Origin of the sequence: Rhizobium favelukesii, from assembly GCF_000577275.2 — a bacterium.
Lineage (GTDB): Bacteria > Pseudomonadota > Alphaproteobacteria > Rhizobiales > Rhizobiaceae > Rhizobium > Rhizobium favelukesii.
Map to the genome: position 1 here is coordinate 1,360,750 of NZ_HG916855.1, position 22,713 is coordinate 1,383,462.

Genomic DNA, 22,713 nt, shown 5'->3' on the forward strand with positions numbered 1-22,713 from the left:
GAGCCAGGGCCGGCCTATTGAGGGCACCATTTGATTGGGGCTGCTCCCAACCTTGCGAGAAGGCGAGGCACACGACCTTGCGATCACAATGTCGCCAGAACGGCATTCGGCAATTGGGAACCGTAAATCTGGCGAATCTTGACCTTGCTTTCGAGCGACTCGATGACCGAGGATGAGAAGTCCACACCGTTGAGTTTCTCGAGGTTCTGAAGCCCTCCCGGCGTGAAGACGTTGATCTCCAAAATCCTGTCGCCAACAATATCAAGACCCACCAGAAACATGCCGTCAGCCACGAGCTTCGGCCTGACGATCTCGGCGACCTCAAGAATTTTGGGCGTGACCTTCACTGTTGCGGCCGTTCCCGCAGCACTGATATTCGAGCGAATGTCGCCTTTCGCCGGAACCCTGCGAAATGCCGCATAGCAGCCATCCTTCTCCAATGGCCGTCCGTTCATGACAAACAGCCGAACGTCACCTTCGACCGCGTCCGGTAGATATCCCTGAGCGATGAGGTATCCTTCATCGCTGACCGCTTCAAAGATCTGATTGAGGTTGGATTCCTTACTGGATTTGATCTTGAATACGTGTCTTCCACCCGATCCCTGCAGGGGTTTGAGAATGACACCTCGTTTTTGGCTGTCGATGAAGGCTCTGATCTCGTCCAGGCTCTTGGAAATGAGGGTGGACGGTCGAATGACCTTTGGGAAATCCTGAAAATACAGCTTGTTCTGCGCCTTCGCCAAGGCGTCTGGATCATTGACGGTCAGCACGCCGCGTTCGACTGCAAGCCGGCCGAACATCGCTCCGACATGGGCTGCCCAGGGGCGTTCGTCGGCATCCAGGGAAGGGTCGTTGCGCAGGAAGAGCACGTCGATCTCTCTTATATCGATCGTTTTGAGATTAGCCTTCTCATTCAGGTCTGCAATGAACGTATCGGCACTCTTCGGCTTGCCTGCGCCCGGAGTGGTGACGCGGACGGCGAGGCTGTCGTCTGGCCTTAGCACAAAATCGCCCGGGGTCGCGTAGCAAACCTCATGGCCACGAGCGATGGCCGCAATCGCGAGGGATGTCGTTGTGTAATAGGAGGTCTCGCTTTCGATGGCGTTCACGAAAAACGCGATTCGCATCTAGATTTCCTTTGGTTGAACCAGGTCGATGGGGCGCATTCCCTGTCTCGCTCTGTCGAGCCGTTCCCGGCCCTCGGCGGTTTCCAGAAACAGCGGGTGGACGGAAGGCGGCTTGAGCAAGCCGCGCGATGCAAGCTCTTCCATGATGGTGAAGTGAAAAGATGCGATCTTCCCCATCCAGAATGGCTCAAGTGCGCCGCCGCGCTTGAGGTGATCGAGCAGTTGCAGCAGGCCTCTCAGGTAGATCGCATCCTTGGCCAGGCCTCCACCGCGGTAGACCCTAAGAGCAAGGTTGAATGCCCCGGAATGCGTAAACTCGTAATCCATGACGAGCCGATGGAACGTTTCAGAAAAACTTGCGCCCGAGAGCATGTTGGCACAGGCGACAACCCTCGCCGCGATCAGTTTGAGCCGTTCAGCGGTCAATCCGCCCGACAGGTATTCGGCGAAAACTGCCAGACCTTCCTGCATTCCTTCATAGCCTGACAGCCCGGAACGAAAAAGCCGCAACCCTTGCGATGAGCCGTTGAAGTAGGTGAGAAGATGAACGCCGATTTCATGCGCAAGAAGCGGCTCCACGCGGCGCTGGTCCATTGCCGTTGCCTTCGATATCAGCAGACGATGATCGGCCACCATCAGGCCAGAGGGAAGATCGTCCCGAAGCTCGATGTCCGCCTTGAAGTCTGGCCAAGCGCGTCGATAGGTTGCGACCATCGCCTCAGCACGTCGCTTGACATAGTGGACATCGGCATGAGGGGCGTTTGAATCCGAACGATCATGTCCCACCGGGCCCTCACCGACAAGCTTCTCAAGGATGGTCTTGGCCTCGCCAAGAAGTGATGGCTCGACGGAGCCGTAGAGGGCCCTGCCGAACTCCATGAAACTTGTGTTCTGGCGCGCAGCGATCAGCGAAAGCTGCAAGTCAACCTCGCGCTGCTTCTCTCGATAGAGATCGTACAGCACCGGGTCTTCCATGTGGTCAAACGAGACCGAGAAAAGTCGTTGCTTGGCATTCTCGATCTGGATCGTCAAAGGGCGGTACAGGAAGGTGGGCACGCCTTTTAACCCGTTCGACTTGAACTCCTGAAACGCCTGCTGTGCATTGATCGGTGTGACGGCGAGGAGAACATCAAATGCCGATGCAATCTCATCGACTCCTCGGTCAACGCGGCCGACAGCATCGATGAAGGCACGTCTGCCCAAGGATCGGTAGGAAATCGTCTTAACGAGCTTTGTCGCCGCCATGAAGGCACCGCACGACCGCAGTCCGGCGTCAAACAGCGTCGATATCAGCTGATCGCGCAGCTCCGGGTAAATCTCTCTTGACTCCGGGGTTCTATAAATTGGCGCAAACTCTACAGAAACGACTTCGCAACCGGATAATGCGGCAAGTTGACCGTCGATCGTGGAGGGCGGCGCACTGCGCTCCTGCACGCGCGGCGTGCGGAACCTGGCTTCACTTTCCATGATCGCCTTCGACAAGGCTGCGCCTGCCGCTGCCGCGTGCTCAGATGACCAAACCGAAACCTCAAATGGCGGCAGATAGGGTGCGTCGTCGGTCAGGAATCTGTCACGCTCAAGCTCTCCGCTTCGAATAATCAGGAAGCAACCAAATCGCTCGACGGCGACAGCGGTGACGGCTTCGACGATTGGCACCACCTGCTGGGGATCGGTAGCGAGGAGATAGGAAGCGTTGGCCTGGACCATGGCTCTTGCCACATCTTCCGATTTTCCCGTATCGATGTGCACAAAAAGGAAGGGAAGTTGTCGATCAATATGAAGGCGGCCACCTTCAGGTAGCCCCTTTCGGATCGGCTTGTCGTCGCGCAGGCATTGTTCGACATCGCGCAGCCAAGTGTCTTGCACCACTGAGGTCTGCCGCGTCATGGATGGCGCCTCAGACTTCGCTCCAGAAGTGGGACGGCTGCGGATATGGCCTCACGCAATTCACGCAGCACAGCCTTGTGCGGTTGCCCCGTCCACTCATCCATGAAGATCTTCTTGAATTCGATGGCGATCGCACAGCCTGTTTTTGGAAAGTGCTCGTGAACGAACCGTGTTTGCTCTCCCTTGCCTTGGAAGGCGATATTCTCACGCACATCCAACGGCCTGCTGCCAGCCTTGAAGGATCGGAAGTGGTCCATTAACGGATCAACGACGTGTGCCCATCGGCCTCGATCCATGGAGAAAGTACCGATGTTGACGTCTGGTGCCAGATCGGGATCGGTCAGCGTGTCCGGATCTGCGCGACGATGGTTATAGCTATGAACGTCGAGGAGGACAAATTCCCCGTGACTTCGCTCGATACCTTCTAGGAAGCAGCGAAGCATTGCGTAGTAGTCGTCATGGATCATGAGAGACTGGACGTGTTCCGATTGCGGAAGATCGTCCTTCCAGAGCTTTAGCCCCCACGCCTGCTCAGCGCGGAGGTAGACGGCTTCGTCGCGCCTTCGATTGAGATCGATCTCAAATCGAGAACGGTGAAACACAATCTGGTTTGGCAGGTCACCGATAAGAAACGCTGTGAACGGGTCTTCCTCGCGCAGACGCTCAGCTTCGCTCAAAGCGGAAAGCGAACGCAAGCCTGGTCGAACATGGCGACCATCATGGATCGCCGTTCCAATAATAGGAGATTGGCTTCTCTTGGCACTCCACAGCGGACCGAAATCAGAGCCCTTGCCGTTTGGAGCCTCGGTGTCGTTCGTCAGTGATCGCGCCTTTCTGGACTTAGCCTTTACCTAGAGTTGCCGGGACTGCTGCTCGGCCTGCAAGTCACGAAGACGCTCCTCGCATGCCTGACGTTTCTTCCCCCTGGTGGGGAGGCGACCGCAATCGGCGTAGTCGCTTGAGCGACAATCCGCCGATGGTCATTACAGGTTTCTCCGCACATGGTGATCTCCGTGTCGCGAGGACATGCGCGTCCCTCCATGAGAAACTAGATCGGCACTCCACTCCATCAAGACATAGGTCGATCATGAAGCATTCCATCAAAACGCCATCTTCAGGCCGGATGGCTGACTGCTGTAATTTAGCAACGCCTTAATTAAAATCGGGCATTGTAATGGCAAACTCGCGCGGTAGTTGGTGGCGGGCCGGGAAATACGCTTTTAGTTTTGCGTCTGAGGAGTTGGCTGGAGGAGTGGGCTCGCGGAGATTCCCACTCTCCGAAATCGGTACATCGAGTCGCTGCGTGAACGCGATATCGCCTGGCGACATGGGTCTTAGCCGATTGAGCGCTTGCGAGCAGTTCGGCGGAGGAGGGGAATGATGAGTGATCGCGCAATAGGCTACCTGGTTGCGGCGGAGGTGTGCTCGCTGTTTTGGATAGGTGTCGGGCTGTTTGCTTTCGGGAGCCTTTCATTCTAGATCGGCGTGACCAGTGCGTGGCTGGATGGCTAAGAAGCCTACCCTCCAATTCAAACCGCCTCGGGAGCCCAATCATGTCGGATCGTTCGCTGCATGTCGCGGCGTCGAGCCGGATTTCATCTTCATCGCCATGGATGTGCGCCTCCGAGCCGCGGTTGCGCTCGAGGATAGTCGCTCGGCTAGGCCTCGGGAGGAGTTCCAGGCAGCGCTGAGGCGATATCAAATCGAGGGCAAGAGGCCCCGACCTTCCGGATCAAAAGAGCGTGCTCAACGAATGCGGCCGAGATGGGTCGGATCTGCGAAGTACACTTGCGAGACCAAATCCGTTTCCTCATCTGTCATCGATCGTTGACCAACAGACCGACAGGATCAAGAAAGCCGTGAGCGCCGCTGGCCGGCGGTCACCCCGCCCGAAGTAGTGCGGTTCTTCCGTTCGTCCGATGGCTTACCATGGAAAGCGTATGACCCGCTACGCCGAATTCGCGAGGGGCAGGTTGATCGGCAACCTATAGATATTGCCTGCCAGCGCTCTAGTTTAGCGCTGATTTAAGGGAGGGATATCGTGAGCAGTTCCAGCGCCATAAGCAGGACGGAAGCAGCCACCAGGCGGGAGGCAAGGGGGATGTCGGCGGAAGAAGCCAGCGCGCTTCTCGACGTCTTAGTGGCGGTGCGACGGGGGGACTTCTCGGTCCGGATGCGCACGGATCTGACCAACATGACCGGCAAGATCGCCGATGCCTTGAACGACATTATCGCTTCCAACCAACGCATGGCCCAACAGCTTGACCATGTGGGCGAGGTGGTCGGACGTGACGGACGGACGAGCACGCGGGTGCGTCTAGGCCTTTCGGATGGCTCCTGGTCTGAAATGGAAGGCTCGATCAACCAGTTGATCGACGATCTGCTTTGGCCAACAACCGCCGTTACGCGCACGATCACGGCTGTGGCAAAGGGAGACCTGCTGCAGACGGTGCCGCTCGATGTCGAAGGACGGCCTCTCAAAGGCGAGTTTCTGCGTTCGGCCGACATCGTCAACACCATGATCAAGCAACTGAACCTCTTTACCTCGGAAGTGACCCGCGTTGCCAGAGAAGTTGGCACTGACGGCAAGCTTGGTGGACAGGCGCAGGTGCCCGAGGTGACTGGCGTCTGGAAGGATCTGACCGAAAGCGTCAATTCTATGGCGTCCAACCTCACGGCACAGGTGCGAAACATCGCTGACGTGACGATCGCGGTCGCCAACGGAGACCTGTCCAAAAAGATCACCGTTGATGTGCGCGGCGAGATTCTTCAACTGAAAGAGGCAATCAACACCATGGTCGATCAGCTGCGATCCTTCGCATCCGAAGTCACGCGCGTCGCCCGTGAGGTCGGGACCGAAGGTAAGCTTGGCGGTCAGGCGCTGGTGCCAGGTGTTGCCGGGACCTGGAAGGATCTGACGGACTCGGTCAATGCGATGTGTGGCAATCTCACCGCTCAGGTCCGCAACATCGCCCAGGTGACCACGGCCGTTGCGCGCGGCGACCTGTCGCGCAAGATCACCGTCGACGTCTCGGGCGAAATCCTTGAATTGAAGGAAACCATCAATACCATGGTGGACCAGCTAAACGGCTTCGCGGGTGAAGTGACACGTGTGGCGCGTGAGGTTGGGACCGAAGGACGACTTGGCGGACAGGCCCAGGTGCCAGGCGTTGCCGGCACTTGGAAGGACCTGACCGATAACGTCAATTCGATGGCCTCCAACTTGACCGCGCAGGTCAGAAATATTGCCGACGTTTCGACCGCGATCGCCAACGGCGACCTTTCGAAAAAAATCACAGTGACCGTTTCGGGCGAAATTCTTGAGCTGAAAGAAACTATCAATACGATGGTCGACCAGCTCAACGCCTTCGCCTCGGAAGTGACGCGCGTGGCAAGAGAGGTCGGCACCGAGGGCCGCCTTGGCGGGCAGGCCAACGTCCGCGGTGTGGCCGGTACATGGAAGGACCTGACCGAGAACGTCAACTCAATGGCTGGAAATCTCACGGCTCAGGTTCGCAACATCGCCGAGGTCTCCACCGCGATTGCCAATGGCGACCTGTCCAAGAAAATCACCGTCGACGTGAAAGGCGAAATCCTGGAGCTGAAGGAAACCATCAACACGATGGTCGATCAGCTGAATGCCTTCGCCTCGGAGGTGACGCGCGTTGCAAGAGAAGTTGGAACCGAAGGCCGATTGGGCGGGCAGGCCAACGTGCGCGGCGTTGCCGGGACATGGAAGGACCTGACAGACTCGGTTAACTCCATGGCATCCAACCTCACGGGCCAGGTTCGCAATATCGCGGAGGTCGCCACAGCCGTCGCTCAGGGCGACCTTTCTAAGAAAATTACCGTACCCGTTTCCGGTGAAATCCTGAGGCTCAAGGAAACAATCAATACCATGGTCGATCAGCTGAACGGATTTGCCGGCGAAGTGACGCGTGTGGCCCGTGAGGTTGGAACCGAAGGCAGACTGGGCGGGCAAGCAAACGTCCTTGGCGTGGCGGGCACATGGAAGGACCTGACCGACAGCGTCAACTCGATGGCAGGTAATCTGACCGCTCAGGTGCGAAACATCGCCGAAGTCTCGACCGCGATTGCCAACGGCGATCTGTCGAAGAAGATCACGGTATCGGTGTCCGGCGAAATCCTTGAGCTCAAGGAAACCCTCAACACGATGGTCGATCAATTGAACCGGTTCGCCTCGGAAGTAACCCGCGTTGCCCGTGAAGTGGGCACGGAAGGCAAGCTCGGGGGGCAGGCACAGGTGCCGGGCGTTGCCGGGACCTGGAAGGATCTGACCGAAAATGTCAACTCCATGGCTTCGAATCTTACCGGACAGGTGCGCAATATCGCCGAAGTGACGACAGCGGTGGCCCGCGGTGACCTGTCGCGCAAGATCACTGTCGACGTCAAGGGCGAGATTCTGGAGCTCAAGAATACGATCAACACGATGGTCGATCAGTTGAACGCCTTTGCGGGCGAGGTGACACGTGTCGCACGCGAGGTCGGTACGGAGGGCAAGCTTGGCGGACAGGCACAGGTTCCCGGCGTGGCGGGCACCTGGAAGGACCTGACCGACAGTGTCAACTCCATGGCCGGCAACCTGACGGCGCAGGTCCGCAACATCGCCGAGGTGGCGACTGCGATCGCCAATGGTGATTTGTCACGCAAGATCACCGTGGACGTGCGTGGCGAGATTCTTCTCCTGAAGGACACGCTGAACACAATGGTGGATCAACTGCGATCCTTTGCCGGCGAGGTGACGCGTGTCGCCCGTGAGGTCGGCACGGACGGTCGCCTCGGCGGTCAGGCGGTTGTCCCGGGTGTCGCGGGAACCTGGAAGGATTTGACCGATAACGTCAACCTTCTTGCCGCCAATCTCACCACCCAGGTGCGCAATATCGCCGAAGTGACAACGGCGGTTGCTCGCGGTGACCTGTCGCGCAAGATCACCGTCGACGTCAAGGGCGAGATCCTGGAGCTAAAGAACACCATCAATACGATGGTGGACCAACTGAACGCCTTTGCGGGCGAGGTGACACGTGTCGCGCGTGAGGTGGGAACGGAGGGTAAACTTGGCGGACAGGCACAGGTTCCCGGCGTGGCGGGCACCTGGAAGGACCTGACTGACACCGTCAACGTCATGGCTGCCAACCTCACAGAACAAGTGCGTGGTATCGTCAAGGTGGTCACGGCCGTTGCAAACGGCGACCTCAAGCAGAATCTGACGGTCGCCTCGAAGGGCGAGGTCGCAGCCCTTGCCGAGACCATCAACAACATGACGAATACATTGGCAACCTTCGCCGACCAGGTCACGAGCGTTGCCCGTGAGGTGGGTGTCGAGGGCCGGCTCGGTGGTCAGGCCAACGTCCCTGGCACGGCAGGCACCTGGAAGGATCTGACGGGCAACGTAAACCTGCTTGCCGCCAACCTGACAACACAGGTGCGCGCGATCGCGGAGGTGGCAACGGCTGTCACCAAGGGCGATCTCACGCGCTCGATCCAGGTTGAGGCGCGTGGCGAGGTTGCCGAGCTCAAAGACAACATCAACACCATGATTGACAACCTGCGTTTGACGACGGAGCGCAACACCGAGCAGGATTGGCTGAAGACCAACCTTGCGCGGTTCACCAACATGCTACAGGGGCAGCGCGACCTGACGCTGGTTGGAAAGATGCTGCTCTCGGAGCTGGCGCCGCTGGTTGGCGCACAGCAGGGCGTCATCTATCAGGTCGAGTCGGACGCCGACCGCCCGCTCCTGTCGCTTCTGTCGGTTTATGCCCAGGGAACGGAGACGTCTCATCCGGTGCGCCTCGAGTTTGGTCAGGGGCTTGTCGGACAGTGCGCCAGCGACGCGAAGGCGATCGTGATCACCGATCTACCGGGCAACGTGGTGCCGATCAGTTCGGGCGTTTTCTCTACTCTGCCACGCAGCGCAGTCGTCCTTCCGGTTCACTTCGAAGGTCAGGTGAAGGCGGTGATCGAGCTTGCTTCGGCCGGCCAATTCACCGAACTGCAGCTGTCGTTTCTCGACCAATTGACCATGTCGATCGGGATCGTCCTCAACTCCATCGAGGCGACCATGCAAACGGAGGGCCTGCTCAAGCAGTCCCAGCAGCTTGCAACCGAACTTCAAACGCAGCAGCGTGAATTGCAGCAGACCAACGAGCAGTTGGGACAGAAGGCCCAACAGCTCGAGGAGCGAAACTTCGAGGTCGAGGCCAAGAACCAGGAAATCGAGCAGGCCCGCCGTGCTCTGGAAGAGAAGGCGACGGAACTCGCCCTGACATCGAAGTACAAGTCGGAATTTCTCGCCAATATGTCGCACGAATTGCGCACGCCGCTCAATTCGATCCTCATTCTCGGCCAGCAGCTCGGCGAAAACCCCGAAGGCAATCTTTCGGCAAAGCAGGTGGAGTTCGCAAAGACCATCCACGGAGCAGGCACGGACCTCTTGAACCTGATCAGCGATATACTTGATCTGTCAAAGATCGAATCCGGTACCGTTTCTGTCGACGCGGAGGAAATCTCGCTCAGCAATCTGTTTGAGGTGATGGCGCGACCGTTCAGACACGAGGCGGAGGATCGTGGTCTCGCATTTTCCGTGGAAATCGCCGCGGATGTCACGAACAGCATCATGACGGATTCCAAGCGCCTGCAGCAGATCTTGAAGAACCTCTTGTCGAACGCTTTCAAGTTCACCGCCGAGGGCGGGGTGACCCTGCGTGTATCGACGGTAACGAACGGCGCGTCGGTGGATCATCCTTCGCTGCAGTCGGCGCCTTGCGTCATTGCTTTCGAGGTCATCGATACAGGCATCGGCATTCCCGCGGAAAAGCAGCGCATCATTTTCGAAGCATTCCAGCAGGCGGATGCATCGACCAGTCGCAAGTATGGCGGCACGGGGCTGGGGCTCGCCATCAGCCGCGAGCTCGCAAACCTGCTTGGGGGCGAGATCCAGCTTCGCAGTTCTCCGGGCGCAGGCAGCACGTTCACTCTTCTTCTTCCGCTCACCTATGCCGGTGCCGGCAGCGCTGCCGCTCGGATCGCGCCTGATCGGACGAATGTGGTACAACTCGCCGAGATTGCCGCAAGCCGGCGCGCCGACAGGCCGCTGGAGCGAATGGAGGACGACCGCGAGGAAATAACAGCCGACGACACGGTGCTTCTCATCGTGGAAGACGACACTCATTACGCGCGGATCCTGATGGATTTGGCGCATGACAATGGTTTCAAGGTCATCGTCGCGTTGCGCGGCAGTGAAGCACTGACACTGGCCAAGGACTACAAGCCGACGGCGATCTCGCTCGACATTTTCCTGCCCGACATGCTTGGCTGGAGCGTGCTCAGCCAACTCAAGCAGAACGTCGCAACGCGCCATATTCCTGTTCAGATCATCAGTCTCGACGAGGATCGGCAACACGGATTGACGCGGGGAGCATTTGCATGCCTCAGCAAGCCGACGACACCCGAAGGCCTGGATGGCGCTTTGTCACGCCTCAAGGACTATGCCAAGCCTCGCCGCAAGCGACTGCTTCTCGTGGAGGATAACGAGGCGGAGCGCGCGAGTGTGGCGGCGCTGCTTGGCCATGATGATATCGATATAGAATGCGTGGCATCTGGCGCCGAAGCTTTGGCCGCGCTTCGACGCGACCCGGCCGACTGCGTTGTCCTAGATCTCACTTTGCCGGATATGACGGGCTTCCAAGTCCTGGAGAAAATGGGGGATGACATCGCCATCCGCGAGGTGCCGGTCGTTGTCTTTACCGGCCGCGAGCTTTCTCCGGAGGAAGACAGCCGCCTGCGCGGTATGGCCCGCAGTGTCGTCGTCAAAGGTGTTGAATCGCCCGAGCGACTGCTGGACGAGACCGCGATTTTTCTCCATCGCGTCGTCGCCGACCTGCCCGAAGCAAAGCAAGTGATGCTCGAGGCCCTCCACAGCTCGGACGAGGATCTTGTCGGCGAAACGGTACTGCTCGTCGATGATGATGCGCGCAACATCTTCGCGCTCAGCAGTGTGCTCGAGCGGCGTGGCATGAAGGTCCTGACCGCCACAACGGGCAGCGAGGCGATCGATGTGTTGAACAACGCGCCCGCCGTCGCGATTGTCCTGATGGACATCATGATGCCTGGCATGGATGGCTATGAGACGATGGAAGTCATTCGCTCCCAGCCGCGCTTCCGGCGCCTGCCGATTCTGGCACTGACAGCCAAGGCAATGAAGGGGGACCGTGAAAAGTGCCTCGAAGCGGGCGCTTCCGACTACCTGGCAAAACCAGTCAATACCGAGCAACTGCTTTCGGCACTGCGCATGTGGCTGCATCGCTAGGGAGATCGTCGTGGATACAGTCAACATTCTCCTCGTGGACGACCAGCCGTCGAAGCTTATGAGCTACGAGGTCATCCTCCAAGACCTCAGCGAAAATCTCATAAAGGCGCAGTCCGCGCGGGAGGCGTTAGAACACCTGCTGCGCACCGACATTGCCGTAATTCTCGTCGATGTCTGCATGCCCGAGCAGGACGGCTTTGAACTCGTCAGCCTGATCCGGGAGCACCCACGTTACCAGAGTACTGCCATTATCTTCGTATCGGCCGTCATGATGGCTGAGCCTGACCGGCTACGTGGATACGCAGCCGGCGCAGTCGACTATGTGTCGGTTCCCATCGTCCCGGAAGTTTTGCGGGCAAAGGTTCGCGTCTTTACGGAGCTCTATCGCAAAACAAGAGAGCTTGAACGGCTGAATGCAGACCTCGAGAACAGAGTGCGTCAACGCACAGCCGAACTGGAGGCTTCCTCCACACAACTGCGTCAGTTGAATGAGGAGCTCGAGCACCGTATCGAGCAAAGAACACGTGAGCGCGAGGAGGCGCTCGCGCAATTGTTCGAAGCCCAGAAACTGGATACCATTGGGCAGCTTACCGGGGGGGTGGCGCACGACTTCAACAATCTTCTGATGGCGATCCTCGGAAGCCTCGGCCTGTTGAAGAAGTGGCTGCCAGAAGACGCTCGCGAACAGCGACTGGTAAACAATGCAATTCAGGCAGCCGAGCGCGGCGCCGCCTTGACGCAGCGACTGCTGGCATTCGCGCGACGGCAGGAGCTGAAGCCGACCACCGTCGATTTTCTGCGGTTGTTCGATAGCATCGAGGATCTTCTGAAGAAGGCAGTCGGGCCGGGCGTCGACGTGAAGCTCGATCTCGCACAAGACATTCCCAATCTCCTCGTGGACAGCAATCAGCTCGAGCTTGCCTTGCTCAATCTGTTTATGAACGCACGCGATGCAAATGCAGGCACAATCACTCTGGTCGTCGACGCCGATCAGGTCGGTTTGCCAACGTCCATTGGTCCTGGACGGTATGTACGCATATGCGTGTCCGATGACGGCGCGGGAATGGATGAAACCACTGCGGCGCGTGCCACCGAACCGTTCTTCACGACCAAAGGCCCTGGCAAAGGGACCGGATTGGGACTGTCGATGGTGCAGGGACTGACGGCCCAATCGGGGGGTGCCTTCGCATTGACAAGCAAACAGGGGACTGGCACGTCGGTATCTCTCTGGTTGCCGGTTGCTGACCGCGCGGACACAACGGCACAGGCCGACCTGGAAGTCGCAGCCGACGCCGACCTCCGGGCGGGTGGCGATCTTTCCGTGCTCGTCGTCGATGACGACCCGTTGGTGAGCATGGGTACGGTGGCGATGATCGAAGATCTCGGCCACGTCGCGGTCGATGTAACGTCCGCCTCCCAGGCGTTGGAATTGCTCGCGCAAGGCCAGCACTTTGATATCGTCATAACCGATCATTCGATGCCGGGCATGACCGGTGCAGAGCTTGCCCGCATGATTTTTTCTTCATTCCCGCAACTTCCGGTCGTGCTTGCATCGGGATATGCAGAGCTTCCCGATGAACAGGGCCTTGCCGAGTTGGTGCGGCTGACGAAACCATTTACCCAGGAGCAACTCCGGCAGGCGATTCATCGAGCAATCGGTCTGAGACCGTCGGCGGCATGAGTACTCCACTTCCAAAGTGTGGAAGGCTTGCGTGACGAGCGGGGCGACACGGGCGGGCCGACCTGGACGACGATTGATTTGCCAATTGGCGCCGGTGGAACGAAATCCGCCGTGTGTGCCGCTGAGGCGGAAGGCCTGATAGTGCACGGACGGGGCCGCAGAAGCGGGCTTTTTCATAGGGGATTGAGCTTGTGGCTGCGTTTCTGCAAGATGGTGACCGTTGTTTTTGCCATCCCTGTCCTGATCTCTGAGCACAAACGATGCCAGCAAGGCCAGCGGGGTCAATTTTCTAAGCCAGCCGTCGATTGCTGGAACCACCCCACATGGGTATCGTTTCGAAGGGCAAAGGAGAATTCCAACGCCTACGACAGTTCCCACTCCCGAAGAAAACCCGACGTCCGCGCCAGGCGTTCCTGATCGAATCAAGGACAAGCCGCCTCTGAGGCCGGCCGAGGATCCTTCCGATACAAAAAATCCCAATGAAAATGATCCACCTCGTGATCCGGCACTTCTGCCCATCGGCGACCTGGCCGGGGCGGCCTGACCAACACACTCGATTGGCCGTCACGATCGGAAAAAAGGCCCGCCGAAGCGGGCCAACTAGAAGATCCCGACAGGGGACCGGAGCCGGAGACTCCAGCCATAGAATTAGGCGTGCCTAATGAAGAAAGTGTGACATCCTCGTTGGTGAGACATTCGGCAGGCAGCCGCGTCGTTACGTCCTTCGTCGCGCTCCTAACTCATTCTGGCAGCGCTACGGTGGACTACTTGTTCAGCGCATCCTTCAGCGCTTTGGCGGGCGTGAAGGTCACCTTTTTCGCAGGAGCAATCTTTATGGTCGCGCCGGTTGCCGGGTTGCGGGCTTCACGCTCCGGTGTGTCCTTGACTTTGAACTTGCCGAAGCCCGGAATAGAGGTTTCGGCACCGGAAGTTGCCGCACCGGTGATCGCTGCAAAAACGGCCTCGACAATGGCCTTGCCCTGCGCCTTGGTCAGGCTGTGTTCACCGGCAATCTTATCCGCAATTTCGTTGGTGGTGGTCATAGTAAGTTCCCCTTCTTAACGTGGGAACCCTACGCACCACAGCAGGCTTCTGTCACCTTGTTGCAGCGTTATACTGCTCCACTGGGTGGGAATTTCCACAATTTCGCGTCGGTCGATAGCCGTTTGCAGTCTTTTTGTGGTGCTGGAAATGCGCGGCAGCTTGCGCTTGTCTCGGTGATCCTAATCGGCTCTGGCCTTCGCAGTCCGCCCGCACACACGACCGTGGTCTCTCCAAACGGTCGGCTCAAGCAAGAGCATGTAGAGCTCGCTTCCTCCGGTCGTCGCTTCTCTGGCATCGCAACACCTCGTTAAAGTGCTGCCGGCAACGGCGTGCACGCAGCGCTTAACGTTGCTTTTGGCCCGCACTTTTGCCGTCGCTGGAGCGCGAACGCTCTTCCACCCTCTCGGCTCCCTTGGAAAGCTGGGAGCCCTTCTTCGCCTCGACCTTCCGCTCCTCCTTACGCGTTTCCTTTCTGAGTGCGCTGGCGGACTGGCGTCCGCCTTCAGATGTCGACGGTTTCATGACCGTCCTCCTCAATTCCGGAATGATGTCGGGTGAACTTGTGCGACGTCCAAATGTTCCCGGAGGGGCACGCTTTGCCGCTTTCTTCATCCCGTTGCGTTGGCGACAAAAGAAGCCCGGATTTTCGCTCCTCTTCCCAGGCAAGTGCAGAACCGTTCCGGCAGAAAGTAAACTCGCGGCCGTGCGGGCGCGGGGACGTCGTTTCGGGCTCGCACTGATGCGAAGTCCCGACCACCGATGCTCGGCCACCAGGAGCCGCGGCAAGAGGACCATAAACGAGCGCAGCGAGAGGGGTATTTTCATCCCTTGGTTGAGAGATCATATGATCTTTTGACGACTCGACGTTAAGTAGTAGGAACAAAGGACGAAACATCGACAAAAGCGGCGATAGCCACACGCCCATACTTTCGTCAGTTTTCGGGGGTTGATCTTGGAACCGATCCCCAGCCCGTCCCGGATCAACAGGCATCCGGCTGGAGGTAAGGCGAATTACCTACGGTCGGATGCGCCCGTGCGTCGTTTTGAACTCGTCTGGCTCCCTTGACCGGCTGGGGATGAAGCAGATGAGTGCGCTAATTTTCTTGATGATACTGATGTTGCAGCTCATCTCAAGGATGGCAAACGTGATGTCCTTTAGCGACTCAATGCCCTCCTGGCTGCGCAGCCTCATGATATCCGTTCGGTCAAGACTGCATCCCCCGGTAATCTCTCCTACAGACCATTTGTCAAGGGTTGCGGGCCTCGTCACCCGGTCATGATGACACCTCTCCCTAAAGGATGTAGCTGATGGGGTCGCTGCTGACTGGATGCGGAAAGACGCCCATCTCCAAATCGAAGACCGATTTCAGCACGTCGGACCTTACGATTTCGGTCGGCCTGCCGTGTGCCGAGATACGGCCATTCTTCAAAGCGACGATCTCATCGCAGTAGCGGGCGGCCAGATTGATATCGTGCAGGACGACGACGATCGTCAGCCGCCGCTCATGGCTGAGTTCGCGCAGCAGTGTCAGGACGCCGTCCTGGTGCAAGAGGTCGAGCGCCGAGGTTGGTTCATCGAGAAGCAGGCACTGCGCGTTCTGGGCTAGCATCATTGCAATCCATGTGCGCTGCCGCTCGCCACCGGACATATTGGCGAGCGAGCTGTCTGCAAAACGCAGGAGGTCGGTGCGCTCTATGGCTTCGTCGACCAGTTTTTGATCGGCGCTGGTGAACCGGCCAAGCGCGCCATGCCAGGGAAAGCGGCCGAGCGCCACCAGTTCGCGCACCGTCATACTATCGGTTGCAGGTGTAAATTGCGGCATGTAGGCGACCTGCCGGGCAAAGGCTCTGCCGCCCCAGCGCGCAAGAGCCTCACCTTTCAGATCGACGGCGCCCGAGGTCGGGGCGATCTGTCGGGCCATGATCTTCAGAAGCGTACTCTTGCCGCTGCCGTTCTACCCAACCAGGCCACAGACGCGTCCGCTGTTCAATGTCAGGTCGATTCCCGAAAGGGTGCTCCTGCCTTCGGCTTGAAAGGCAATCTGTGACATTGTCAGAAAGGGTGTCGACATGCGCCGTCTCTTTAGGGATGGCAATTGCGGTTTTGTACGCTCCTGCGAAACTTTGCTCTCCGAGCGCAAAAATATTTCGGAACTTGCTGCCTTGGACCGATTGCCGTCTTCGACGATCTCCGAGAGAGGCTTGGCACTCCTTCGCGTTTGGCAAACGGCGTTTGAAAATCAAGACTGCGCAAGGCTGACGGCGGTCTGGTTTTGTTGAGCTGACGCAGTCATGAGAGCTGCGAGTTGAGCCGGGGCAGCAAGCAGCCCGCATTTTGCGCCAAGCTGGTGAGGGCGATGCGAGTGCAGGCTGTCGTTCAACTTGCTTTTCGCCCGCATAAATCCTTTCACCGTGATCTTGATTGGGCTTCGTCGTCCCCTAGCTCATTTATGCAGGGCGTACGCGTAAATGGGGCTGCGCAGATTTCAGCCGAATGGAGCCCACCATGAAACATCAGACATTGGAGCAACTGCAAAATATTGCGGATATCGACCAGGCATATCCGCACCGCATCATGTCGCGAAGCGAGCGTCTCGAGCGCTGGGTGGAGCTCCTCGAGATGAGTCCGCATCGACGACTGGCAACCCTCTACCAGACCGAACATCAGCCGACGTCAGTCCTATCGCTCCTGCGTAGCGATAACTCGCCGATCTCGGTCGCCTTCGAGGATCCGATCCTGCGAGCCGCCGGGCTAGAGGATGATACCTATGGCCAGGGCAAGAGGTTCTTCGGTCTCACCGATGGCGAACTGCATAACGTTCTTTGCTACTGCCATTTCGGCGCGACGGTCAGCGCCGCGACAGCTGCCCACTATGTACGCGGTATTCTTGGTATGGATCGACCAGGTTTATTCGCTCGCCTGCGGGCACTGTTCACATCTTGACTGGAGCTGATTGCCGCTCCCGTCTTCCAGCCGCCGCTCGGGCGAACGGCGGCCTCTTGCCTGCGATCATCAGCTAGCGGCGATCATTCGCCGTCTTCGCCAGACAATCCGGTTTGGTGCTCGAGATTGCTCAGGCACACATCGTTGTGGGCAAAGCGGAAAATGCTGTAGACCGCCAGTCCCCAGTCCTCACTTCCGGAAATGGTGACGCTGGCCGACTGGGCATTCTGGAACTTTGTACTCAGGCTGTCCCATTGCTCGAACACCTGCCGCTCTTGTGCAATGACCGCCTGCCTGAACATTCCGTCCTTTCCGAACTTGGACGTGGCGACATGGTCGACCTTCTCGTCCGCCGGCCCGAACTGGGAAGCGAGCAGAGATGTCGCTTCCTTGTAGACCTGTCGTGTCGTGGTGCCGCGCTGATCGTCGTCGATGTAGTGGGAGATTGCCACGACGTTGCAGATTCCCATCCCGCGGACATAGGCGAGCACATATTGGTCAAAGAGGTCATTTCCGCCAGGTAGATTGTTGCACGAGTATTGGCCTGTCGCATCCGGCTGGTCGCCATGGATCGGTTTGCACCCGAGCACTGACGGCAAGGCATCCTGCGCAACGCCGAGCGGGCGGAAGACCGGGGCGTTGGTCTCAGACGGTGAAATGGACGCGGTCACGGTTGCAGCGAAAGCCACGGACGTCAGAATATCGATTATGGCCATCGAATCTCTCCCGAGTAAGATCGGGCAATACCACAGCGGCGGGCATCCGAAACCCGATCTGCGCATAAGGCATGGTGTCGCAAGTTGACTTTCCACAGCCTTTCGTTTCAGCGCAGTCGCACAAAGTGTTTCAATTCCATTCGATCGGGAATTGTTCCATCACGATTGTGTTGCGGCGGACCAATTATTGTGAGCCTGGGGAGCAGCGCTTCGGGCATCTTACCGATGCCGCTGCCAGCGCTCGGTCGTGAAATTGATCATAAGGCGGACCCCTGGGATCCTGGCAGCGGTTGCAGCGGGGAGAGCACGAGGTTTCCACGGCGATGATCTTCGGGTCTGGTCAGCTACGCGGCGATACGCCTCATGCAGTGTTTAACGACCAGGCAGCGATATGTTATTTATGATGCAACCGACGAGGAGGGGCCCATGTCGACATTTCAAAAGGCAGTCGTCTCTTTGCCTGGCAGGGAACGCATCGCTAAAACGCCTTTTGGTGCGAAGATCGTCATCCATGCGACCGCCGCCGACCCTGGAGGCGCTTTCGGGATGTGGGAGACCTTCACTCCACCGGGGCATGGTCCAGCTCCTCACACGCATACCAGAGAGACCGAGGCGTTTCGGGTAATCCGTGGCTTCTATCGGTTCCAATGGGGGTGACGAGGAATTCGACGCACCTCCAGGAACAGTCGTCGTGCTGCCACCATATGTTCGACACACTTGGCGGAATGTCAGTAACCAACCCGGCCAGATGTTTGGTACCGTCACACCAGGTGGGTGCGAGCAGTTGTTTATCGACATTGAAGCCACCTATGCCGACACACCTGAGAAAATTGCAGCGATCGAGGCGCGTTTTGGCATAATCAACGATATGACTGTAGTTCTCGGATTGGCTGGCGGAGCCTTTCGCTGATCATCGAGGCACCAGCAGCTCGTATCACTTATTCCGGTGTTTGCGATTTCGCGGGCTGTGGGCTCGCCCACCACGCGGGCGTGCTTGGACAAAGGACCTAAATCTGGCGTCCTCGTGACAGATCCAGACCATCAAGACGCACTGTTCGTTTTTACGAAGTTGCCCTTGCATACGGAGGGGAGCAAAGTCGAGCCTCGAAATGACCTGAGATGTCACTTCAGGAGTGATACACGTATCGGGCTCGATCAGGAGCAAACCTGCAAGCGCGTGGTCGCGAAGCGAGGCGGAGTTCACCTTTGCAATCCATAGACTTCGGCAGGCTTCGCAACGCCTTTCAACGCAAAGCTGCCGACCTTTTCGAAATCAGCCTGAACGCGCGATACAAACATCGCGGATGCCAGTAGATTACGACCGACGTTGTCGCACAGCTTCTCCATGCGAGCTGCTTCGTTGACGGCCTTCCCGATCGCTGTGAAGTCCAAGCGTCGAGTGCAACCGACATTTCCGTAAAACACTTCGCCGACATGGAGGACGATATCGATCGGGATCGCTGGCTCCCCAGCGTCGACGCGTTTCCAGTTGAGCGTGTCGTTGGCGTCCATCGCCATCCTGGCTGCCGAAAGTGCTCGTTCGCATCCATCGGCCGGATTATCAATCTGCGCCGGAAAAATGGCGAGAAGGCTGTCGCCCATGAACTTCAGAATCTCTCCTCCGGCCTGCTCCACCGGCTGTCCTATGACCTCGAAATGCTCGTTTAACCATGTCACGATACGATCGGGCGCATATCGTTCGTTGAGCGAAGTGAAATCCTTGAGGTCGGCGAGCAGGATAGCGGCGTAGATAGCCGTTCCGTCGCCACGCTGCGTCTGTCCGTTGAGTATCCGGCCACTCGTACGGCTGCCGGTATACACAGCGAGCATATCCGTGGCGACGCGCAGTGCTGCAATCCGGTAGCAGGCAAGCGCAAGGGCGGGCAAAAACCTGTCCAGATCGGCGATTTGTCCCTCCGAGAAGCCGGTCGGGCCGTCACCTGCCAAGGAGAATCCGACACCACCGAGGGCAGTTCCTTCAGGAAAGGCGATGAGCTTCATCACATAGTCGGTTGCTCCATCGTGAGCGAGTTCTTGCAGTAGCGGAATGGGTTGGGAGCTTGCTTGCGAAGGTAGCTTCCATCGCCCGTATAGAAGATTATTCGACAGGAGGTGTGAAATCGGCGATCGCCGAAACATTTCCTCCCCTGCGTCGCCATGGCCTTGAATCTCCACCGAAATGCTTGATGATCGCGACCATGTGACCGAGAAACCTCGCTGCAGGGGGTCGATAGATGGCATGGCGATTGAGGCTCGGATTAGGGGGTATCCCAGTCGGAGCAGAGCTTGCGCGACGCCCTCCAAGATCTCGTCGATACTGTCGGAGGACAAGCCTTTGCCGATGATCCAGTCAACCAGTTTCTGCATCTCGCACATTTGGGAATTCCTTGCGAACCCTGAGATCGAGGACAGTGTTCAAGACCGCGGCCGTCTTGCCATAAACCGCTCGACGATAGTTTTGCGTCGAGAAGGCGAGCCCCAGATCCGACTCCGCGGGCGTTTTTTTAAGCTTCAAAGCGCCTGTGAGGGGCGATGTCAACGAGATGGTGAGGCGGCGCCGTTAGATTTTGCTCAGCAAGGGCAGTGATCGCCAGGGCGGTTTCCACGGTGCTTTCGTAACCCCTCCGATCTTCGCCGACGCCTTGTCAGCGCGCTGTCTCACCCGAAGCGCGTTGCGCGGCTTCTAGCCACCTCTCACGCGCAAGGATTATGAGTTGCTCTTCGTCATGAACGCCTTGCTTTACCAGAGCAATTAGGAGTGCCGCGATTTCCAACTCCGCTTTCCTGTCTCGCACCATGCTGATCTCGCGAGACAGCGTCTTCAGCGCATTTTTGATAAAAGAAAAATCGGTAAATGCCGTTGGCCCAGAAGTTTGCCCATCTGTTCGTCCGCGCCCGGTAAGAATATTGTCGTCGAACATCCGATCGTCTTGAAGAGCATGCCGGTCGCTTGCATCACAAGAGGTAGTGCTGCTGGGGTAGTCTTCATTCATGGCAATCCGTCGCACGCTGTATCTTTGAAATCTGATTGAGCATTCGCCCCTGGAATCGCCTCAGGGTACCACTCTAAGCGAATCCTAATCAACATGAGCAATCAACACTTTCCGCCAATCAACGCTGTCGCTGGCACGCACGATACGAAATTCGACGACGAAACTGAATCCGGTTCGGCGGGCTCTGCAAGACAGTGATCCAAGCAGATGGGCAGACCATCGCGCGACTGGGTGGCGCAGAACCCCTGCATCGAAACGATGCCTGGACGGCCTTCAATGCACTCTTTCGGATATCTTCAAGCCTGGACCGACGGCACGAACGTCAACGACTTCCGGGCGATCCTCGTTTGCTACATCTCACCAAGCAGGCGTTGCTTGCGCCATGGTTCGGCTGACCTGTGGCAAACAGTCGCGCGAACGGATCGCGCTGGACAGGCATATGACGAGATGCTTGCATGCAGTCGGCTGAGGGGCCGATGTGGGGACATCATCATGGATATCCGAAATCTCCTTGCGGGTTGGCAAGGGGTGTTAGAATGGGTTGCCGCCGAAAGGAAGCGACCAATCCAGCATGTTCAGTTTCCTGCCAAACCCAGCCCTCTCACAGCATCGGGATCGATAACCGGAAAACCCGCCACCGAAAGGAATGCACGCATGACGCAAGGAAGCTTTGGCTTTCCGCCTGCGGATCTTCGACTACGTGCCTTGGGGGAAATTCATGCGCGACCCTATGCTCTCGTTCAGGCGCCACGTGTCATATTCCAGCTGGCCTTTTTGACGGAAAGCGCGGGTGACAACGACCACGAGATGCTTGCCGATCTTTCCCGTTCCAGCGGCGTTGCTCCGCCCGCCCGCGAAACCAGTCATCATGCGATAAGCTGGGGCCAGGGTACGCTGCGCTGGGAACGTCACACCGAGTTTTCAACCTACTTTTGGGATTGCCCGGCTCCAGACAGGTTTGGTGTGCCGATCGCCGTTCACCCCTTCGGTGACAGCTTTTCGCCGCCAGGTCCCTTCATATCAGGGATTCGCCTGGAAATCCGGCCTGACACGCCCGAGACCGCGCAGGAGATATTCGTCTTCGATCCGACCAGCCTGTGCCGAAGCGAACTGAGAAACGGCCAGGCGACGATCCTTACCGATTTCCGTCAGGACGGCGACGGGTTGACGAAATTTCTGGTCATCGATCGCGGTATGTCGGACAGCGCGCGGGGTGCGTTGGTCCAGCGTCTTCTCGACATCGAGACATATCGCACGCTTGCAATGATGGGCCTGCCGCTTGCTCAATCGCTCTCGCCTGAAATCCGCCAGATCGAGTCCGGCCTGACCGCAATTACGCAGCGAATGAAGCTTCACGCTCGCGAGGAGGCGGATCAGATGCTGTCGGAGATAACACGTCTGGCGGCCGAACTCGAGGCGAACGCGGCGCTCAGCCTCTATCGGTTCGGAGCCAGCCGCGCCTATTATGACATCGTTCAGGAACGCATTCGCGCGCTTGCAGAAACTGCGATGCCCGGAAGCGAGACGCTTGGCTCTTTCCTGGAGCGGCGACTGGCTCCGGCCATGCGAACCTGCCAGTCGGTCGAGGAGCGTCAGGCAAACCTTTCGCGCAAGCTGGCCCGGGCCACAGCCCTGTTGCGAAGCTGGATCGACGTTGAACTCGAGCGTATCAATACCACGGTGCTGAATTCGATGGATCGTCGGGCCCAGTTGCAGCTACGTCTGCAGCAGACGGTCGAGGGCCTGTCGGTGGCGGCAATCTCCTATTATGTCGTCGGGCTCTTCGGCTATGTGGCAAAAGGTGCCCACAATGTCGGCTTCGAGGTCTCTCCCGAGACGTTGACCGGCCTTTCGGTTCCGATCGTCGTTGCTGGCATGTGGCTCGTCGTGCGCAGCATCCGGCGACGACATGCCGAAGAGGACAAGCATTGACGTTTTGAGCCGTGCAAAGCGGCAATCCGATCAGGTACCTGCGCCGGCCACGACCAACGT

The 22,713-nt window shown here is 58.1% G+C and carries 13 protein-coding genes and 2 pseudogenes; 6 read left to right on the forward strand and 9 right to left on the reverse strand.

What is annotated here, in order from left to right; all coding sequences use genetic code 11:
• Positions 1 to 83: 83 nt before the first annotated feature.
• The 3 genes from LPU83_RS69940 to LPU83_RS69950 are packed head-to-tail and all read right to left on the reverse strand — an operon-like array spanning position 84 to position 3,709.
• Positions 84 to 1,127, reverse strand: a complete 1,044-nt coding sequence (locus LPU83_RS69940; RefSeq protein ID WP_024316750.1) for a glutathione synthase — start codon at positions 1,125 to 1,127, stop codon at positions 84 to 86.
• Positions 1,128 to 3,014, reverse strand: coding sequence for a flavohemoglobin expression-modulating QEGLA motif protein (locus LPU83_RS69945; protein WP_024316751.1), 1,887 nt, complete (start codon positions 3,012 to 3,014; stop codon positions 1,128 to 1,130).
• Positions 3,011 to 3,709, reverse strand: coding sequence for an N-formylglutamate amidohydrolase (locus LPU83_RS69950; RefSeq protein ID WP_024316752.1), 699 nt, complete (start codon positions 3,707 to 3,709; stop codon positions 3,011 to 3,013). The genes LPU83_RS69945 and LPU83_RS69950 overlap by 4 nt, the downstream gene beginning before the upstream one ends.
• 1,406 nt (positions 3,710 to 5,115) lie before the next feature.
• Between LPU83_RS69950 and LPU83_RS69955 the strand changes: the two genes are divergently transcribed.
• The 3 genes from LPU83_RS69955 (at position 5,116) to LPU83_RS75530 (ending at position 13,568) form a co-directional block, all read left to right on the forward strand.
• Positions 5,116 to 11,343, forward strand: a complete 6,228-nt coding sequence (locus LPU83_RS69955; RefSeq protein ID WP_024316753.1) for a HAMP domain-containing protein — start codon at positions 5,116 to 5,118, stop codon at positions 11,341 to 11,343.
• A 10-nt stretch (positions 11,344 to 11,353) separates the two neighbouring features.
• Positions 11,354 to 13,024, forward strand: coding sequence for a response regulator (locus LPU83_RS69960; protein WP_024316754.1), 1,671 nt, complete (start codon positions 11,354 to 11,356; stop codon positions 13,022 to 13,024).
• Positions 13,025 to 13,376: 352 nt separating this feature from the next.
• Positions 13,377 to 13,568: a hypothetical protein gene (locus tag LPU83_RS75530; RefSeq protein WP_082321390.1), complete on the forward strand. Its 192-nt coding sequence runs from the start codon at positions 13,377 to 13,379 to the stop codon at positions 13,566 to 13,568.
• 220 nt (positions 13,569 to 13,788) lie between these two features.
• On the opposite strand, the gene LPU83_RS69970 is transcribed toward LPU83_RS75530, so the two are convergent.
• The 3 genes and pseudogenes from LPU83_RS69970 to LPU83_RS69980 form a co-directional block, all read right to left on the reverse strand.
• Entirely contained in the window at positions 13,789 to 14,067 is a 279-nt protein-coding gene (locus LPU83_RS69970) for an HU family DNA-binding protein (protein WP_024316755.1), read from the reverse strand.
• Positions 14,068 to 14,410: 343 nt separating this feature from the next.
• Entirely contained in the window at positions 14,411 to 14,590 is a 180-nt protein-coding gene (locus LPU83_RS69975; protein WP_024316756.1) for a hypothetical protein, read from the reverse strand.
• 770 nt (positions 14,591 to 15,360) lie between these two features.
• Positions 15,361 to 16,140 (reverse strand): annotated as a pseudogene (locus LPU83_RS69980) (ABC transporter ATP-binding protein).
• 434 nt (positions 16,141 to 16,574) lie between these two features.
• Here LPU83_RS69980 and LPU83_RS69985 point away from each other — a divergent pair.
• Positions 16,575 to 17,012 carry a hypothetical protein gene (locus tag LPU83_RS69985; protein ID WP_024316757.1) on the forward strand — a complete coding sequence of 146 codons (438 nt, stop codon included), beginning with the start codon at positions 16,575 to 16,577 and terminating at the stop codon, positions 17,010 to 17,012.
• A gap of 83 nt (positions 17,013 to 17,095) precedes the next feature.
• Here the strand turns inward: LPU83_RS69985 and LPU83_RS69990 are convergent, their stop codons facing one another.
• Complete coding sequence (locus tag LPU83_RS69990; protein WP_024316758.1) at positions 17,096 to 17,728, reverse strand: hypothetical protein; 633 nt, start codon at positions 17,726 to 17,728, stop codon at positions 17,096 to 17,098.
• 426 nt (positions 17,729 to 18,154) lie between these two features.
• Here LPU83_RS69990 and LPU83_RS69995 point away from each other — a divergent pair.
• Positions 18,155 to 18,638 (forward strand): annotated as a pseudogene (locus tag LPU83_RS69995) (cupin domain-containing protein).
• Between the two features lie 290 nt (positions 18,639 to 18,928).
• Here LPU83_RS69995 and LPU83_RS70000 read toward each other — a convergent pair.
• Positions 18,929 to 19,729 (reverse strand): adenylate/guanylate cyclase domain-containing protein, encoded by an 801-nt coding sequence (locus LPU83_RS70000; protein ID WP_225040198.1) that lies wholly within the window; start codon positions 19,727 to 19,729, stop codon positions 18,929 to 18,931.
• A gap of 644 nt (positions 19,730 to 20,373) precedes the next feature.
• The gene (locus LPU83_RS70005) at positions 20,374 to 20,721 is read right to left on the reverse strand and encodes a hypothetical protein (protein ID WP_024316760.1); all 348 of its coding nucleotides are present in this window, start codon (positions 20,719 to 20,721) and stop codon (positions 20,374 to 20,376) included.
• Between the two features lie 654 nt (positions 20,722 to 21,375).
• Between LPU83_RS70005 and LPU83_RS70010 the strand changes: the two genes are divergently transcribed.
• Positions 21,376 to 22,653 carry a DUF3422 family protein gene (locus LPU83_RS70010; RefSeq protein WP_024316761.1) on the forward strand — a complete coding sequence of 426 codons (1,278 nt, stop codon included), beginning with the start codon at positions 21,376 to 21,378 and terminating at the stop codon, positions 22,651 to 22,653.
• Positions 22,654 to 22,713 lie beyond the last annotated feature (60 nt).